Source organism: Pseudonocardia sp. ZF1, assembly GCF_056835605.1.
On record NZ_JAJNBY010000001.1, the window covers coordinates 1,069,951 to 1,084,029 of the forward strand.

The 14,079-nt window shown below is 76.3% G+C and carries 14 protein-coding genes; 7 read left to right on the plus strand and 7 right to left on the minus strand.

The genetic code is table 11. The features are described 5' to 3' along the window. Positions 1-325 precede the first annotated feature (325 nt). Complete coding sequence (locus ZF1_RS05470; RefSeq protein WP_482636643.1) at positions 326-565, plus strand: hypothetical protein; 240 nt, start codon at positions 326-328, stop codon at positions 563-565. A gap of 20 nt (positions 566-585) precedes the next feature. Here the strand turns inward: ZF1_RS05470 and ZF1_RS05475 are convergent, their stop codons facing one another. Together ZF1_RS05475 and ZF1_RS05480 are read right to left on the minus strand one after the other, a co-directional pair. Beyond that, entirely contained in the window at positions 586-1,839 is a 1,254-nt protein-coding gene (locus ZF1_RS05475) for an Rv3212 family protein (protein WP_482636644.1), read from the minus strand. An 8-nt stretch (positions 1,840-1,847) separates the two neighbouring features. Beyond that, positions 1,848-3,512, minus strand: coding sequence for a DEAD/DEAH box helicase (locus ZF1_RS05480; RefSeq protein ID WP_374228739.1), 1,665 nt, complete (start codon positions 3,510-3,512; stop codon positions 1,848-1,850). Between the two features lie 455 nt (positions 3,513-3,967). Between ZF1_RS05480 and ZF1_RS05485 the strand changes: the two genes are divergently transcribed. Beyond that, positions 3,968-4,624 carry a ferritin-like fold-containing protein gene (locus ZF1_RS05485; RefSeq protein WP_020625914.1) on the plus strand — a complete coding sequence of 219 codons (657 nt, stop codon included), beginning with the start codon at positions 3,968-3,970 and terminating at the stop codon, positions 4,622-4,624. A 105-nt stretch (positions 4,625-4,729) separates the two neighbouring features. After that, entirely contained in the window at positions 4,730-4,960 is a 231-nt protein-coding gene (locus ZF1_RS05490) for a DUF3107 domain-containing protein (protein WP_073578315.1), read from the plus strand. 78 nt (positions 4,961-5,038) lie between these two features. Here the strand turns inward: ZF1_RS05490 and ZF1_RS05495 are convergent, their stop codons facing one another. Next, positions 5,039-5,362, minus strand: coding sequence for a DUF4873 domain-containing protein (locus tag ZF1_RS05495; RefSeq protein WP_476653911.1), 324 nt, complete (start codon positions 5,360-5,362; stop codon positions 5,039-5,041). Continuing rightward, positions 5,359-6,057 (minus strand): TetR family transcriptional regulator, encoded by a 699-nt coding sequence (locus ZF1_RS05500; RefSeq protein WP_308818189.1) that lies wholly within the window; start codon positions 6,055-6,057, stop codon positions 5,359-5,361. The genes ZF1_RS05495 and ZF1_RS05500 overlap by 4 nt, the downstream gene beginning before the upstream one ends. A gap of 93 nt (positions 6,058-6,150) precedes the next feature. Between ZF1_RS05500 and ZF1_RS05505 the strand changes: the two genes are divergently transcribed. Further along, positions 6,151-7,065, plus strand: coding sequence for an AurF N-oxygenase family protein (locus ZF1_RS05505; RefSeq protein WP_476653912.1), 915 nt, complete (start codon positions 6,151-6,153; stop codon positions 7,063-7,065). Between the two features lie 14 nt (positions 7,066-7,079). Beyond that, entirely contained in the window at positions 7,080-7,991 is a 912-nt protein-coding gene (locus tag ZF1_RS05510) for an alpha/beta fold hydrolase (protein WP_208819244.1), read from the plus strand. Between the two features lie 30 nt (positions 7,992-8,021). Here the strand turns inward: ZF1_RS05510 and ZF1_RS05515 are convergent, their stop codons facing one another. The 3 genes from ZF1_RS05515 to ZF1_RS05525 all read right to left on the minus strand — a co-directional run bounded on the left by ZF1_RS05515 (position 8,022) and on the right by ZF1_RS05525 (position 11,519). Next, positions 8,022-8,648 (minus strand): TetR/AcrR family transcriptional regulator, encoded by a 627-nt coding sequence (locus tag ZF1_RS05515; protein ID WP_062400521.1) that lies wholly within the window; start codon positions 8,646-8,648, stop codon positions 8,022-8,024. Between the two features lie 102 nt (positions 8,649-8,750). After that, positions 8,751-10,538, minus strand: a complete 1,788-nt coding sequence (locus ZF1_RS05520) for an HAD family hydrolase (RefSeq protein ID WP_482636645.1) — start codon at positions 10,536-10,538, stop codon at positions 8,751-8,753. A gap of 6 nt (positions 10,539-10,544) precedes the next feature. Then, positions 10,545-11,519: a hypothetical protein gene (locus tag ZF1_RS05525; RefSeq protein WP_482636646.1), complete on the minus strand. Its 975-nt coding sequence runs from the start codon at positions 11,517-11,519 to the stop codon at positions 10,545-10,547. A gap of 142 nt (positions 11,520-11,661) precedes the next feature. On the opposite strand from ZF1_RS05525, the gene ZF1_RS05530 reads away from it, so the two are divergent. Continuing rightward, complete coding sequence (locus ZF1_RS05530; RefSeq protein ID WP_482636647.1) at positions 11,662-12,666, plus strand: alpha/beta fold hydrolase; 1,005 nt, start codon at positions 11,662-11,664, stop codon at positions 12,664-12,666. 61 nt (positions 12,667-12,727) lie between these two features. Continuing rightward, positions 12,728-13,900: an adenylyltransferase/sulfurtransferase MoeZ gene (gene moeZ / locus ZF1_RS05535; RefSeq protein ID WP_482636648.1), complete on the plus strand. Its 1,173-nt coding sequence runs from the start codon at positions 12,728-12,730 to the stop codon at positions 13,898-13,900. Positions 13,901-14,079 lie beyond the last annotated feature (179 nt).

Sequence of the window (14,079 nt, forward strand, 5' to 3'; positions counted from 1 at the left end):
CCGACGGCTACGGCCCCCGCCCGCCGGTCCCGCCGTCCGGCCCGCCCGGCCGGCGTGGCGGCGTTGGCCCCCGGCCGGTCCGCGCCCCACCGAGGCCCTGCCCGAGTCCCGCCGCGCGCAGCGCCGCGGCGACGCCGGGTCCCGCCGGGGGCTGTCCTCCGGCGCGGACGAGCCGCCGCGCGCCGACGAGCACCCCGCCGCCCGCGCGCCCGGCCGTCGGGCCGACCGCCGCCGCGCCGAGGAGGGCGAGCGGCGGGCACGGCGCCGCACCCCCGGACCCGACGTCGAAGGCGCCGGCGCCCGGCTGCTGCGCGGCCTGGCCGGGGTGCTCGCCGGCGGGCTGGTCGTGCTCGCGCTCGGGCTGGTCGTCGTGGAGTGGGCGGCCGGGAACAGCGGGGTCCCCGGCCCCGGCTCCGGCGCGATCGTCGCGCACGTCGGGGCGGCGGTCGTCGCCGTCGTCGGCCAGGTCGTCGCGGACCGGCGGCGGGACCGCACCGGTCTGCTCGCCGCGCTCGGGGTGGTCGTGACGGCGTCGCTGGTGCTCGGGTTCGGCTGGTTCCTGTAGCCGCGCGGAGCGACGCCGGCTCAGCCGGCGGGCCCCAGCACGACGAGCTCGTCGCCGCGCAGCTCGACCAGCAGGGCGCCCTGGGCGGCGAGCAGGACCGGCGCGGTGACCGGGCCGCGGTCCACCGGCAGGGTCCGGGCGACGACACCCGTGGCCGGGTCGACGTCGGCGATCCCGCCGGGGACGGGCACGAGCAGCCGGTCGCCGTAGCGGGTCCCGGGGCCCAGCGTGCCGGGCAGGCTCCAGCGCGGCTGGAGGCTGCGGGTGTCCAGCGCGACCGTCGCGCCGCCGGTCCACCAGTAGCGGCGCCGGTCGTCGGCCGTGGTGCGGGCGACGCCGTCGGAGGGGGCGGCGACCGTCGCGCTCGCGTCGACCGGGAACTCGCCGATGCTGCGCCCGGACCGGTCGTAGAGGGCCAGGCGGGGTGCGCCCGGCAGCAGGACGGCGACGCGCTCGGACGACGCGGCGACCACCTGGGCACCGTCGGTACCGGTGACCGACGACGAGTCGAACGCGGGCCGGTCACCCTCGGTCCCGCTGGGGCGCAGCACCGTCAGCCGCTCGGACGGCTCGCCGGGGCAGCGCTCCAGGATCGCGGCGCGGTCCTCGGCGGTGGCGAACGAACGGAACGTGCACCCCGACCGCGGCTGCGAGCCGGGCTCCTCCAGCGCGCGCACCGTGCCGTACTCGGCGGTGCGGACCAGGTCGGAGCGGAAGGTCTCGACGTAGTCCTGGCCGGTCGCGAGCACCGGGTCCTGGCCGATCAGCCGGGTGCCGGGCCGGGCGTCGAGGGTCCGGGCCGGTCCACGGGCCCCGGAGCCGGGCTGGAGCGTGGACAGCTCCGAGCAGTACTCGTCGTTGCGGTAGAGCGCGAGCACGCGGCCGTCGGCGAACCCGGTGGTGCACAGCGGCAGGTCACGGGAGTAGCTCCAGCGCTCGGCGCCCGTGCGGGCGTCGTGCCCGGAGACCCGCGACCCCGCGGCGACGACGACGCCGTCCCCGACCGCCAGCGGTACCGGGGTGTCCGGGCTGGCCGCCCGCCACAGCTCGGTGAACCCGGCCGGGACCGGGCCGACCGGCGGCGGTGGGGTGGGCGCGGTCGCCGCCGTCACCGACTCGGTGTGCGCGGCCGGGCTCTGCACGGCGTAGAGCACCGCGACCCCGGCCAGCAGCAGCACGAGCACCGCGGCGACCAGTCGGTCGCCGCGGTGTCGTCGTTCGGCGGGGACGCCCGGGAGCGGGAGCCGGTCCCGCAGGGGTCGGCCGCGCAGCACGCGTGGGGTCAGCTGGCGGCCGCGTCGGCCCCGTCGGCGGACTCGCCGCCGCCGGGTCCGCGCCGCGAGCCGCCGCGGCGACGACGGCGGCGCGGCTTGGCCGCCCCGCCCTCGGCCGACGCGCCGGCGTCCGGCCCGTTCTGCGGGGCGCCCTCGGCGGAACCCGCGGAGGCGGCACCCTCGGCGGGGGCCGAGGCACCCGCCTCGACCGCGACCCCGCCGCGGGTCCGGGAACGGGACCGGTTGCGCCGCGGGCGGCGACCGCCCTCGTCGCCGTCGCCGTCGCGGCTGCCCTCGCGGCCGCCGCCGTCGCGCCCGGCGCCGTCACGACGGCTGCCGCGCGGCTTGCGGGCACCCTGGTGGTCGCCCTCGGAGTCGATGTACTCGGCGTCGAGCCCGGCGCGGGTACGCGCGGACAGCGGGAGCCGCCCGGACGCCGTCGTCGGGATGTCGAGGTCGGTGAACAGGTGGTCCGAGGTCGAGTAGGTCTCGACCGGCTCGTCGATGCCCAGCGACAGGTCGTCGGAGATCATCTTCCAGCGCGGGGTCTCGTCCCAGTCCACCAGCGTGACCGCGACGCCCTCGCGCCCGGCGCGGCCGGTGCGGCCGATCCGGTGCACGTAGGTCTTGGCGTCCTCGGGGCACTGGTAGTTGATGACGTGCGTGACGCCGGTGACGTCGATGCCGCGGGCCGCGACGTCGGTCGCGACCAGCACGTCGACCTTCTCCGCGCGGAACGCGCGCAGCGCCTGCTCACGGGCGCCCTGGCCGAGGTCACCGTGCACCGCGGCGGCGGCGAAGCCGCGCTCGGCGAGGTCGTCGGCGACCCGCTGGGCGGTCCGCTTGGTCCGGGTGAAGATCATCGTCAGGCCGCGGTCCTTGGCCTGCAGGGCCCGGGTGACCAGCTCGACCTTGTCCATCGCGTGCGCGCGGTAGACGAGCTGCTTGGTCCGCTCGTGGATGGAGCCCTGGTCGGCCTCCTCCGCACGGATGTGCGTCGGGCGGGTCAGGAAGGCGCGCGAGAGCTGCACGATCGGGCCCGGCATGGTGGCCGAGAACAGCATCGTGTGCCGCTCCTCGGGGAGCATGCGCAGGATCCGCTCGACGTCGGGCAGGAAGCCCAGGTCCAGCATCTCGTCGGCCTCGTCGAGGACGAGCGCCTTGACCCGGCCGAGCACCAGGTGGCGCTGCTCGGCGAGGTCGAGCAGCCGGCCCGGGGTGCCGACGATGACGTCGACGCCCTTGCGCAGGGCCTCCAGCTGCGGCTCGTAGGCACGGCCGCCGTAGATGGCGACGACGCGCACGCCCAGGTTCTTGCCCGCGGCGGCGATGTCCCGGGCGACCTGCACGCACAGCTCGCGGGTCGGGACGACGACGAGCGCCTGCGGGACGTCCTTGGTGCGGTCGGCGGCCTCGCCCTCGGCGGTGGCCGCGGCACGCTCACCGGGCGGGGTGATCCGCTGCAGCAGCGGGACGCCGAAGCCCAGCGTCTTGCCGGTGCCGGTGCGGGCCTGGCCGATGACGTCCTCGCCGGCGAGCGCCAGCGGGAGGGTGAGCTCCTGGATCGCGAACGTGCGCACGATGTCGTTCTCCGCGAGCGCGGAGACGATCTCGGGCCGGACGCCGAGCTCGGCGAAGGTCGGGGGGAGCTTCTCGCCGCCGGGGTTGGTCACGCCGAGCGGGGTCTCGCTGGGGGTGATGCCGGTGGGCAGGAAGCCCGGGTCGGCCTCGGGGGTGTCGGTGCTGTCGACTCGGGACAGTGTGATCGCCTCTCTCCGCGCACAGGAGCCGTGGCGTGGCTCGTCGACCGGCCCCGGGCCGTCGGGGACGGTCCGGGCGGGAGAGCCGCCGAGGCGCTGCGCGCACCAGTTCGGGTGCGGGTCCCGGTGAGACGTGCTCGGCCGTGTCGGCCGCTCGTCCCGTTACCCGGTCCCCGCGCGGTGGGCGCGTCCGCATGGAGTTCCATGAGCCCGAAATCCGGTGACGCGCTGCCCGCATGGTACCCGCCGCGGCGCGCGAACACGACGGCGCGGGCGTCGCCGGGTGTGGTGAGTTCTCTCGCCCCGTGGCCCGGGTGGCCGTCGCGGGCCGCCCGGCGGGCCCGTACGGCCCGGTTAGGGTGGTGGTCATGACCACTGGAGGCGACGCGCCGACGGCCGCGACCGTGGAGCTGCTCGGCGTGCTGGCCTACGGCGAGCTGTCGGCGTTCGACCGGCTCGCCGAGGACGCCCGGGCCGCGCCGACGCTGGCCGGCCGCGCGCAGCTGTCGACGATGGCGGCCGCCGAGATCGGCCACTTCCGCCTCATCGAGGACCACCTGGGCCGCAGCGGGATCGCCGTCGCCGACGCGATGGCGCCGTTCGTCGCGCTGATCGACAGCTACCACGCCTCGACCGCCCCGCGGAGCTGGCTGGAGTCGCTGGTCAAGGCCTACCTCGGAGACGGTCTCGGCGCCGACTTCTACCGGGAGGTCGCGGGCTGGGTGGACCCCGGCACCGGCGACCTGGTGCAGCGGGTGCTCGCCGACACCGGGCACTCCGCCTTCGCCGAGCGCGAGGTGCAGGCCGCCTGCGCCGCCAACCCGGCGCAGCGCGACCGGCTGGCCCTGTGGGGCAGGCGGCTGCTCGGCGAGGCCGTCACCCACGCCCAGCGGGTCGTCGCCGAGCGCGACGAGCTCGCCGAGTTCATCGTGCTCGGCTCGGGGGAGAAGGGCGGCGTGGCCGGGCTCATCCGGACGGTGCAGACCGCCCACGGCCGCCGGATGGGCAGGCTCGGACTCTCCTGAGCCCCGGCCCGGCCGTCCGCTCCCGGCTCGCCGATGCTCCGGCCCGATCTGGACTAGCCTGGCGAGGGCAAGGTGATCAGAAGTGACGGATCGGGAGGACCACCGGTGAAGGTCAAGATCGGCATCGCGGAGACCCCGCGGGAGCTCGTGGTGTCCAGCGACCGCACGCCGGACGAGGTGGCCCAGCTCGTGAGCGGGGCGATGAAGTCCGACGACGGGCTGCTGGACCTCACCGACGACGAGGGCCGTCGCTACGTCGTCCCGGTCGCGCGCATCTCGTACGTGGAGATCGGCCCGACCGAGGAGCGCCGGGTCGGGTTCGGCCTCAGCGGCTGAACGCACACGGAGTCGTCCGGGCCCGGTACCCGTCCGCGGGACCGGGCCCGACGCGTGTCCGGGCCCGGTGTGCGCGGGTCAGTCGGTCTCCGGCGGGGGCGGCCCGTCCAGCGCGAACGGCGGCCTGCCGGTGCCGGTGATCCGGAACCGGTCCCACACGTCCGGCTCGGACAGCGTGCCGACGGCCGCGTGCCCGGGCGTCCGGACCTCGGCGGTGCCGCCGCGGCTGCCGAGCAGCGCGGTGAGCCGGGGGTGCGCGGCGACCCGGCCGGACCAGTGGAGCCTGCCGTCGAAGGGCTCGTGCCGGGCGTCGAGCAGCACCTCGACGTCGACGGTCTCCCCGTCGAGCACCAGGGTGGCGGGGCCGCGGTAGCCCTCGTTGTGATCGTGGTCGCCGCTCACCGGTCGCGCCCCGAGGCGTCGTGCACCTGCGGCTCGGGGACCAGCCGCAGGATGTCGGCGTTCGCGGTGGGGGAGTCGATCCCGGCGACGCCGGCGATCCCGCCCCAGATCAGCGCGGACAGGTAGTTGGTGAGCGCGTCACGGCTCATCGTCCGGCGCTCCAGCCACCACTCGCCCGCGGTCTGGACCATCCCGATGATCCCGTGCGCCCACGCCTCGGCGCCGCCGGAGTCGCGGCCCTCGGCGCGCAGCCGCTCCCCGAACAGGGTGGTCAGCAGGGCGCCGATCTGGCCGCGGACGTCCTGCGCGATCTCGGCGCCCGGCACCGGCTCGGCCGGGTTCGCGACGACGAACCGGTACAGCTGGGGCTCGTCCTCGATCATCCCGAGGTAGGCGTCGATGACGGCGGCGACGTGCTCGATCGGCTCGGCCTCGATCGCCAGCACCGGGTAGATCCGCTGCATCAGCATGTCCGCGGCGTGCTCGCTGACGGCCCGCTGCAGGTCGGCGCGATCGGCGAAGTGCCGGTAGAGCACCGGCTTGGTGATGCCGGCCGCGGCCGCGATCTGGGCGACCGAGACCCCCGGGCCGTGCTCGCGGATCGCCTCGACGGCGGCGGAGACCATCTCGGTCCGCCGTTCCTCCCGTCGGCGGCTGCGCGCGTCCGGCTTGACATCCCTCGCGTCCTGGGGCACGTTACCAGTGGTAACCGTTACCGGCGGTAACAGCAAGGGTTCCGGGTGTGGAACCCGCCACCGCAGGCCCCTCCCAGCAGGAAGGCGCGACCGATGAGCGCTCCCGCCCGCACCGGCAGCAAGACGAACCTCGCCGACCGCGAGGACACCGCCCGACGGCTGCTCAAGAGCTCGGTCACGACCTCCTACGACCCGTCGATCGACATCGACTGGGACGCCCCGCTGGTCGAGGGCAAGTACGGCATCGTCCCCGAGCGCGTGTCGCTCTACGGCACGCCGCTGTGGAACGGCCTCACCGAGGAGCAGCGGATCACGCTGTCGGTGCACGAGTTCTGCAGCGTCGCCCGGATCGGGCTGTGGTTCGAGATGATCCTCATGCAGATGCTGCTGCGCTACGCCTACGACCGCGACCCGCGTCGCGCGCACATCCAGTACGCGCTGGTCGAGATCGCCGACGAGTGCCGGCACTCGATGATGTTCGCCAAGGCCACCGAGCGCTACGGCGTGCCGGACTACGCCCCGCGCCGGCTCACCCACGAGCAGGGCCGGCTGATGAAGACCATCGGCACCGGCCCGGCGATGTTCGCCGGCACCCTCTACGTCGAGGAGATCCTCGACCAGCTCCAGCGGGAGGGCATGCGCGACGAGCGCGTCCAGCCGCTGTCCCGCATGATCAACAAGATCCATGTCACCGAGGAGGCGCGGCACGTCCGCTACGCCCGGGAGGAGCTGCAGCGGATCATGCCGAGGACCAACCGCGCCGAGCGCGTCTGGGCCCGCTACCTCACCGCGCGGATCGCGTTCGTCGTCGCCCGCAACCTCGTCCACCCCGAGGTCTACCGCAGCGTCGGGATCGACCCGGCGGTCGGGCGGAAGGCGGCGCTGGCCAACCCGCACCACCACGAGATGCTGCGCTGGTCCTCGCGCAAGCTCGTGCCGTTCCTGCGCGAGCAGGGGATCGTCGGCGGCCCGACGGAGACCCTGTGGAAGCGCGCCCACCTGATCTGAGGAGGCATCCCGCGATGAGCACACGGATCGTCACCCGCGACGGGACCGGCCTGTTCGCCCGGGTCTCGGGCCCGGAGTCGGCGCCGGTCACGGTGCTGCTGGCGCATGGCTGGACCCTCGACGAGCGCTGCTGGGCCCCGGTCGCCGACGCCCTCGCCGTCGGTGCGCCCGGCGGCGGCCCCGCGCCGCGGGTGATCCGCTACGACCACCGCGCGCACGGCCGCTCCGACGACACCCCCGACGAGCTCAAGACCCTCGACGTCCTCGCCGACGACATGGCCGAGGTGATCACCCGACTCGCCCCGACCGGGCCGCTGGTGATCGCCGGGCACTCGATGGGCGGGATGACGGCGATGGCGCTGGCCCAGCGCCACCCCGACCTCGTCGCGTCCCGGGTCACCGGCGTCGCGCTCGTCGCGACCGCCAGTGGCGGCCTCGGGGCGGCGGCGACGCTCGGGATGACCGGGCGGCCCGCGAAGATGTTCCTGGCCGGCAAGGACAAGGTGACCGTCAGCCCGCTGTGGACCGGGCGCCGGTCGCTGTCGACCCACCCCACGTTGCTGCGGGCCGCGCTGCAGCCGTTGCTGCTCGGCACCCGGCCGGACCGGCTCGCCGTCCGCGCGACCTGCGAGGCGATCGCCGACTGCCGCCCGACGACGATCTCCGGGTTCACCCCGACCCTCACCACCCACGAGCGCGACGAGGCGCTGGCGGCGTTCTCGTCGCTGCCGGTGGAGATCCTCGTGGGGACCCGGGACCGGCTCACACCGCCGCGGTTCGCCCGGCGGATCCACCGCAGCCTGCCGCGCGCCGAGCTGACCGTGTTCCCCGGCGCCGGGCACATGCTCCCGGTGGAGCGGGTCGGCGGGGTCACCGGCCGGATCGCCGCGCTGGTGCGCCGGGCCGGCGCGGAGCAGGCGGCCTGAGCCGCCCGCCCCGCCGCCGGGGCCGGGCCGTCAGATCTGGTCGAGGCCCTGCTTCGGGAACCCGGCGATGCCCCGCCAGGCCAGCGAGGCCATCAGCGCCACGGCCTCGTCGCGCGGGACCCGCTGGTCGGAGTCCAGCCAGAACTGGGCGCCGACCTGGCTCAGCCCGACGAGACCGACGGCGAGCAGCCGCGCACGGTCCTGGTCCAGCCCGGCGTCGGTGGTGACCGCGCCGGCGACCGCGTCGATGCAGCGGTCCAGCGCGCTCTCCACCAGCGCCGCGGCCTCCGGGTCGCCCCGCAGGTCGGACTCGAACACCAGGCGGTAGGCCTTGCCCTCGCCGGCGACGAAGTCGAAGTACGCCGCGACGGCGGCCTGCACGCGCTCCTTGTTGTGCTCGGTCCGCTCGATGGCGTTGGAGACCCGCTCGACGAGCTCCTCGGCGTAGGTCGTGAGCAGCGCCTGGTACAGCTCCAGCTTCCCGGGGAAGTGCTGGTACAGCACGGGCTTGGAGACGCCTGCCCGCTCGGCGATGTCGTCCATCGCGGCGGCGTGGTAGCCCTGGTCGGCGAACACGTCGCGGGCGGCCAGCAGCAGCTGGGCGCGCCGCGCACCGCGGGACAGTCGTGCGCCCCGTGGCGTGGCGGTTCCGGTCATGGGCCCCCTACCTCTCACCCGTCGTGGGAATACCCTACTAGCAGGTAACCGCGTTGACGAACGATCCGTGAAAGGGCTTCTCCGCAGAAGGGTGACAACCTCTCACGATCGGCGGCGCGGGCCCCGGGCGGCGAGCCCGAGCGCACCGAGGACCGGCACGGCGGCCACCACGACCGCGGGCGTCCCGAGCACGGCGAGGACCACGCCGGCGACGGCGAGCACCACGGCCGCACGGACGTACGCGCGGACCTGAGCCCGCGCGCGGCGGGCGATCAGCAGGGCGGCGGCCACCTCGGCGGGGCCGCCACGGGCGCAGATCCTCTCCGATCCGGGTGCGGGCACCACGACCGGGTCCGGCCGCGCGTCCGGGCCGTCGTCGGACCCGGGGCCGGCCCCGTCGTCGGTGGGCCAGGGCACCAGCTCCACGGCCAGGTCGGCGGCGGCCAGGGCGGCCTCGTCGGTGGCCGGGTCGGCCGCCACCGCGACCGTGCGGCCGCGTACCCGCAGCCCGGCGACGGCCGCGGCCCGCGCCGCCGCGTCCAGCCCCGGGCGGACGGCGTCGGGGTCGGCCGGGTCGAGACCGGACGCCGCGGCGAGGGCACGGGCGGCGCCGTCGTCGTCGGGGGTGAGCAGGACCGGCGCGACCCCGGCCGCGGCCAGTTCCGCCACCCCCGGTCGGGCCGCGGGGTGCGGCGCCCGGGGCAGCGCGAGCACGGCGCGGGCGCACCCGTCCCAGGCGACGACGAGGACGGCGCGGCCCTCGGCCACCGCCCGCTCCCGCTCCGCCGACAGCGGCGGGGGCACCCGGATCCCGTGCTCGGCCAGCCAGTCCGGGCCGCCGAGCAGGACCGCGTGCGCGACGACGGTCGCCGTGGTGCCGCCGTCGCCCGGGCCGGGCTCCCGCAGCTCGGCCACCAGGCCGGACACCCCGAGGCCGGGCTGCTCGTCGGCCTCGGCGACGTCGGGCACCGGGCCGTCGACGGCGTCGGCCAGCGCCCGCGCCGCGACGCGCAGGTCCGACCCGGGCCGCGCGCCCGCCGCGACCGACGCGGCCAGCCGCAGCACCAGCGCGGGGTCCTCGCCCCGTCCCGCGTGCACGGTGACCGTCCCGGGGCCGGTGCCGGTCAGCACGTCCGGCCCGGCCAGCGCGACGGTGTCCACCCGGCCCACGAGTCCCGGGCCGCCCGCGGGCCCGGTCCAGCCCACCGGCTCGCGACGCCCGGGCAGTGGCGACGGCAGCCGCACCGTGTCCCCGCCCGCCCGGTCCGCGGCCCGCAGCGCCGCCGGCAACGCGGCCAGCAGCGGCACCGGGCAGGCCCCGACCAGCACCGCGATCCCGGCCGGGACCGCGACGGGCCACGGGGTGCCGGTGCCCGCCGCGAACGCGGTCACCGCGACCGCGGCCAGCGCCGCGGGCGGGGTGAGCAGGGCGCTCCACCGGTCCGCGACGGTGCGCAGGCCCGCGCGGACCTCGTCGGTATCCCCGTCGGCCGGGCGCCCGGTGCGCTGCACCGCGGCCGCGACGACGGTCAGCACCGCGGCGGCGCCGGGCAGCAGGACGGGCCCGGCGAGCGGGTCGGCCGGCACCGCGCCCGGACCCGCGGGCGAGACCGCCGCGACGGCCAGCACCGCGGCCGGCCACCCCAGCGCGGCGAGCACGGCCGCCGCGACGCCGGTCTCGGCGGTCACCGTGCCCTCCCGCAGCCCACGCCCGGCGACGCGCAGACCGGGGCGCCCCGTCGTCGCGACGACGGCGAGGGCGACCAGCAGGGCGGCCGTCGCGCAGGGCGGGGCCCACGCCGCGCCGGCGAGTGCCGGGCCGGCGAGCGGCAGCAGCAGGGCGAGCAGGGCCGCCGTCGGCGGGGCGACGGCCCGCAGGACCGGAGGCAACCGCCGTCAGCTCCCCGGGGCGGTCGGGAGCGTGAACTCGCACGACCGCAGCACACCGCCGGAGCGGTAGTCGAGGAACAGCCGGTAGCTGCCCGGGGCGGGGACCGACACCGCGAACGCCACCCCGGGGCCGGACCGGTCGGTCGCGGCCGCGCCGGTGATCTCGGGACGGACCGGGAACCGGGCCAGGTCGCCCTGGCGGACCGCGGTCATCCGGCCGAACGCGCCGCCGTCGACGGGCTCGAGGTCGGTGACCGGGGTGCCGTCGCGCCCCACCGTCGCGAACAGCCGGGACTCCCCGCCGGGGACCAGGGCGCCGTCGAGACGGACCTGCTGGTCACTGCCCCCGCAGAGCCCCGCCCGGTTCTCGGACGGGAAGGTGAAGGCACCGTAGGTACCGGGGACGTGCAGGTCGGCCCCGAGGTCCAGGTGCGGGCCGCCGGTCGGGGTGAACCCGGCGTACAGCCGCCACACGCCCTGGCCGGGGAACCGGACCGGCGCCCGCCACACGCCGTCGGGGCCCTGGGTGGCGCGCAGCCGCATGTAGCCGGCGACGTCGCGTCGCAGCACGGCGACGTCCATGACCCCGGAGCCGTCGGACGGGGCGTCGAACCGGGTCACCGGGGCGCCGTCGGAACCGGTCACGGTGAACGCGACCTCGGTGGGCTCGCGCCAGGGGTGGACGGTCCCGACCGGGGTCAGGGTGTAGCCGGCCGCGGTGGTGAGCACGCCGCCCGCGCCGGTCGTCGCGTCGCCGGTGGCCAGGCCGGCCGCGAGGACGCCGTCGTCGCCGCGCTCGTCGCCGGGGTCGCCGCCGGCCCGCGTGTCGGCGGCCGGGGTCGCCGAGAGGGTGCCCACCGCACCGCCCGCCGTCCAGGCCGCGGTGAACACCAGCACCGACGCGGCGCCGAAACCGGCAAGCCGGGCCGCGGCCGATCCCGCGATCCGCCCCATGCCCACCTCCTCCGTCTCGTCGTCCACGGGGTACAACGTCCGGGGGACGATCTCGTTGCGCTCCGTGGAGCCCGGATGCGGACGGTGATCACAGCGAGACGGGGATCACCCGGCGCGGCGGGTGGCGCGCACGACACGTCATGCTGGTCGGATGGTCGCCGCCCCGTCGATGTCCGTTCACCCGCCCGTCACCGTGCCCGCGCCGGTGACGGCGTCGGGTGCCGGGACGTCCCCGGGTGCGTCGGGAGCAGCGCACGCGGACCGGGCCTCGGCGGACCGCCCGCCGTGGCCGGGCCGCGCGGTCACCTCCGGCGGGGTCACCCTGCACGTGCGCGAGACCCCCGGCTCCGGCGACGCCGACGCCGTCTACGTCCACGGGCTCGCCGGGTCGGCCACGAACTGGACCGACCTCGCCGGGCTCCTCGCGCCGCGGGCGGCGGGCCTGTCCGTCGACCTGCCCGGGTTCGGGCTGTCCGAGCCGACCGCCGTCGCCGACTTCGGCCCGGACGGCATGGCGGACGCGCTGCTGTGCTGGCTGGCCGGGCGCGACCGCCCGGTGCACCTGGTCGGCAACTCCCTCGGCGGTGTGATCGCGACGACGGTGGCGGCCCGCCGTCCCGAGCTCGTCCGCACGCTCACCCTGGTCTCGCCCGCGGTGCCGGACCGGCGTCCCGACCCGCGACGCCTGTCGGACCCGCGGATGGCGCTGGCCATGGTGCCGCTGCTCGGGCGCGGCGCGCGGCGCGCGCTGGCCGAGGAGCCGCTGCGGGCCCGCGCCGAGCGGATCGTGAAGGTCTGCTTCGCCGACCCGCAGCGCGGCTCCGCCCGCCGGCTCGAGGAGCTGGTCTCCGAGCACGAGCACCGCGCGACGCTGCCCTGGGCCGGCGCGGCCACCGACGGCGCCACCCGCGGTCTGCTCGGGCTGTGGGCCGGACGCGAGATCTGGCGCCGGATGGCGCGGGTGCGGGTGCCGTCGCTGGTGGTGTGGGGCGAGCAGGACCGCATCGTGTCCCCGCGGCTGGCCGCGCGGACCGCGGCCACGCTGCCCGGGGCGCGGCTGCTGGTGCTGCCCCGTGCCGGGCACGTCGCGCAGATCGAGCGGCCCGCGGCGGTGGCCGACGCCGTCGCCGCGCTGTGGGACGCGGTACCGGTCGGGGCGGGTGCGGGAAGATGACGCGCACGAGGCGCGTTGAGACGCCCTGAGACCCGTACGCAACCCGCGAGGAGTGGACGAGATGGCGCTACCGCCACTGGTGGAGCCGGCAGCCGAGCTCACCAAGGACGAGGTGGAGCGGTACAGCCGCCACCTCATCATCCCCGACGTCGGGATGGACGGGCAGAAGCGCCTGAAGAACGCGAAGGTGCTCGTCGTCGGCGCGGGCGGCCTCGGCTCGCCCGCCCTGCTGTACCTGGCCGCCGCGGGCGTCGGCACCCTCGGCATCGTCGAGTTCGACGTCGTCGACGAGTCGAACCTGCAGCGTCAGGTCATCCACGGGCAGTCCGACGTGGGCCGCCCGAAGGCCGAGTCGGCCCGCGACTCGATCCGCGAGGTCAACCCCTTCGTCGACGTCCGCCTGCACAACGAGCGCCTCACCAGCGAGAACGTGCTGGACGTCTTCCGGGACTACGACCTCATCCTGGACGGCACCGACAACTTCGCCACCCGCTACCTGGTGAACGACGCCGCGGTGCTGCTCGGCAAGCCCTACGTCTGGGGCTCGATCTTCCGGTTCGAGGGCCAGGCCTCGGTGTTCTGGGAGGACGCCCCGAACGGGCAGGGCCTGAACTACCGCGACCTCTACCCCGAGCCGCCGCCGCCCGGGATGGTCCCGTCCTGCGCCGAGGGCGGCGTGCTGGGCGTGCTCTGCGCGTCGATCGGCTCGATCATGGTCAACGAGGCGATCAAGCTGCTCACCGGCATCGGCGAGCCGCTGCTCGGCCGTCTGGTGATCTACGACGCGCTGGAGACCACCTGGCGCCAGGTGAAGATCCGCAAGGACCCGGAGACGCCGAAGATCACCGAGCTGATCGACTACGAGGCGTTCTGCGGCACCGTGACGCAGGAGGCCCAGGACGCGGCCGCCGGCAGCACGATCACCGTCGGCGAACTCAAGCAGATGATCGACGCGGGCAAGGACTTCCAGCTCATCGACGTCCGCGAGCCGCACGAGTACGAGATCGTGCGGATCCCGGGCTCGGTCCTGATCCCGAAGGACCGGATCCTGTCCGGCGCCGCGCTCGCGGAGATCGCCCAGGACAAGCCGGTCGTGCTGCACTGCAAGTCCGGCGGCCGGTCCGCCGAGGCCCTCGCCGCCCTGCACAAGGCCGGGTTCCGCGACGCCGTCCACGTCGGCGGCGGGGTGCTGTCCTGGGTCAAGCAGATCGACCCGTCGCAGCCGACCTACTGATCATGGGCTGACCGGCTCCGCACTACACCGACGGCCGCCGTCACCGGTACACCCGGGACGGCGGCCGTCGGCGTTCCTGGTGTGGCACAGGGTGACCGCTCGTCGATCGCGCACGACCGTCCGAGTGAACATCGTCCGTTCACCCCTGTGATCGGCCCGTTGGGCGAAACATCTGCACC

Coding starts and splice junctions, on each gene's coding strand:
- ZF1_RS05505 (WP_476653912.1), top strand. CDS start 6,151: ATGAGCGCTCCCGCCCGCACCGGCAGCAAGACGAACCTCGCCGACCGC.
- moeZ (WP_482636648.1), top strand. CDS start 12,728: ATGGCGCTACCGCCACTGGTGGAGCCGGCAGCCGAGCTCACCAAGGAC.
- ZF1_RS05515 (WP_062400521.1), bottom strand. CDS start 8,648: ATGACCGGAACCGCCACGCCACGGGGCGCACGACTGTCCCGCGGTGCG.
- ZF1_RS05530 (WP_482636647.1), top strand. CDS start 11,662: ATGTCCGTTCACCCGCCCGTCACCGTGCCCGCGCCGGTGACGGCGTCG.
- ZF1_RS05510 (WP_208819244.1), top strand. CDS start 7,080: ATGAGCACACGGATCGTCACCCGCGACGGGACCGGCCTGTTCGCCCGG.
- ZF1_RS05485 (WP_020625914.1), top strand. CDS start 3,968: ATGACCACTGGAGGCGACGCGCCGACGGCCGCGACCGTGGAGCTGCTC.